This is a genomic window from Halomonas sp. (assembly GCF_031581305.1).
GTDB lineage: Bacteria > Pseudomonadota > Gammaproteobacteria > Pseudomonadales > Halomonadaceae > Halomonas.
Window position 1 is genome coordinate 1 of record NZ_JAVLBC010000319.1, and the last position, 1891, is coordinate 1891.

Consider the following 1891-nt stretch of genomic DNA (forward strand, 5'->3'; position numbering starts at 1 on the left):
CAGGTGCGAATGATCATGGTCGATCCGAAGATGCTGGAGCTGTCGGTCTACGACGGCATTCCGCACCTGCTGGCGCCGGTGGTCACCGACATGAAGGAGGCCGCCAACGCCCTGCGCTGGTGCGTGGCCGAGATGGAACGTCGCTACAAGCTGATGGCGTCCATGGGCGTGCGCAACATCGCCGGCTTCAACGGTAAGCTCGATGAGGCCGAGCGCGCTGGCGCTCAGGTCGCCGACCCGCTGTGGGAGCCGCAGCCCTGGGAGATGCACCAGGCGCCGCCGGTACTCGAGAAGCTGCCCTACATCGTGGTGGTGATCGACGAGTTCGCCGACATGTTCATGATCGTCGGCAAGAAGGTCGAGGAGCTGATCGCGCGCCTGGCCCAGAAGGCCCGCGCCGCGGGCATCCACCTGATCCTGGCCACCCAGCGGCCCTCGGTGGACGTGGTGACCGGCCTGATCAAGGCCAACATCCCCACCCGCATGGCCTTCCAGGTCTCGTCCCGGGTCGACTCGCGCACCATCCTCGACCAGGGCGGGGCCGAGAACCTGCTCGGCCACGGCGACATGCTCTATCTGCCGGCCGGCTCCGGCATGCCGACCCGCGTTCATGGTGCCTTCGTCGACGACGACGAGGTGCATCGGGTAGTCGAGGACTGGAAGCGGCGCGGCGAGCCGGAGTACATCGACGAGATCCTTGCCGGCGGCGTCTCTGCCGAGGCCCTGACCGGCCTGGAAGCCGAGGGCCGCGGTGATGACGATGCCGAGCAGGACGCCCTCTACGATGAGGCGGTAGCCTTCGTTACCGAGAGTCGCCGTGCCTCCATCTCGGCGGTTCAGCGCCGCTTCAAGATCGGCTACAACCGGGCGGCGCGACTGGTCGAATCCATGGAGATGGCCGGGGTGGTCTCCACCATGGGTACCAACGGCGCGCGCGAGGTACTGGCCCCGCCGCCGGTGGGCGACTGACGCGCTGCAACCTTGCAGCAATGATGAAAGCCTCGTCAGGGCTGCAACCTGCCGGGGCACCCGGGGTCCGAGTGAGAGGATGCCATGATGGACCGTCCAGGGAGACAGAGAGAATGAGACTGAAGAAGATCCTCGCCGCGCTGACCATGACGCTCGCTGTGCCGATGACGGCCCTGGCCAGCGAGGGTGCCGAGCGCCTGGCAGATATTCTCGAGCCGCTTGAGTCCTATGTGGCGGATTTCGAGCAGCAGATCCTTGATGGCAGCGGCCAGCGCCTGCAGGAGGCCCGTGGTCGCATGTGGCTATCGCGTCCCGGCAAGTTCCGCTGGGAGGTGGATGCCCCCTACGCGCAGCTGGTGGTTTCCGCGGGCGAGGAGGTCACCCTCTACGATCCGGACCTGGAACAGGCCACCGTGCAGCCGCTCGATCAGCGCGTGACCCATACCCCGGCCCTGCTGCTGTCCGGCAGTGCCGACGAGCTGACCACCAGCTACGACGTCACCCGACGCCAGCAGGGCAGCAGCGAGACCTTCACCCTGGTGCCCAAGGATCCCGATACCCTGTTCGAGGAGCTGCAGATGACTTTCCGTGGCGAGGCCCTGGACCTGCTGCAGATGACCGACAGTACCGGGCAGCGCACCGCCATCGAGTTCGACAATGTGCGCATGAACGAGCCGCTGGACGACAGCCGCTTTACTTTCGAGATCCCCGAAGGCACCGACGTGATCCGCGACACGCAGTAAAGCGCCGAGCTTAAAGCACCGAGCCGCCAAGCTGTCCGGTGGCGAGTGGCAGGCGTTGAGGCAATGAATGAGTGCCCCCGTCGGATGTCTGGTCCGGCGGGGGGTTCTTTTGGGCTAGATTATCCTGCTTGGCCGCTTGGCCGCTTGGCCGCTTGGCCGCTTGGCCGCTTGGCCGCTTG

2 protein-coding genes are annotated in these 1891 nt (G+C 66.2%); both read left to right on the forward strand.

What is annotated here, in order from left to right:
* On the forward strand, window positions 1-969 hold a 969-nt coding region (locus RI841_RS16255; RefSeq protein WP_310706671.1), incomplete at its 5' end, for an FtsK/SpoIIIE domain-containing protein.
* A 113-nt stretch (window positions 970-1082) separates the two neighbouring features.
* Complete coding sequence (gene lolA, locus RI841_RS16260; protein WP_310706672.1) at window positions 1083-1712, forward strand: outer membrane lipoprotein chaperone LolA; 630 nt, start codon at window positions 1083-1085, stop codon at window positions 1710-1712.
* The last annotated feature ends 179 nt before the right edge of the window (window positions 1713-1891 follow it).

Coding starts and splice junctions, on each gene's coding strand:
- lolA (WP_310706672.1), top strand. CDS start 1,083: ATGAGACTGAAGAAGATCCTCGCCGCGCTGACCATGACGCTCGCTGTG.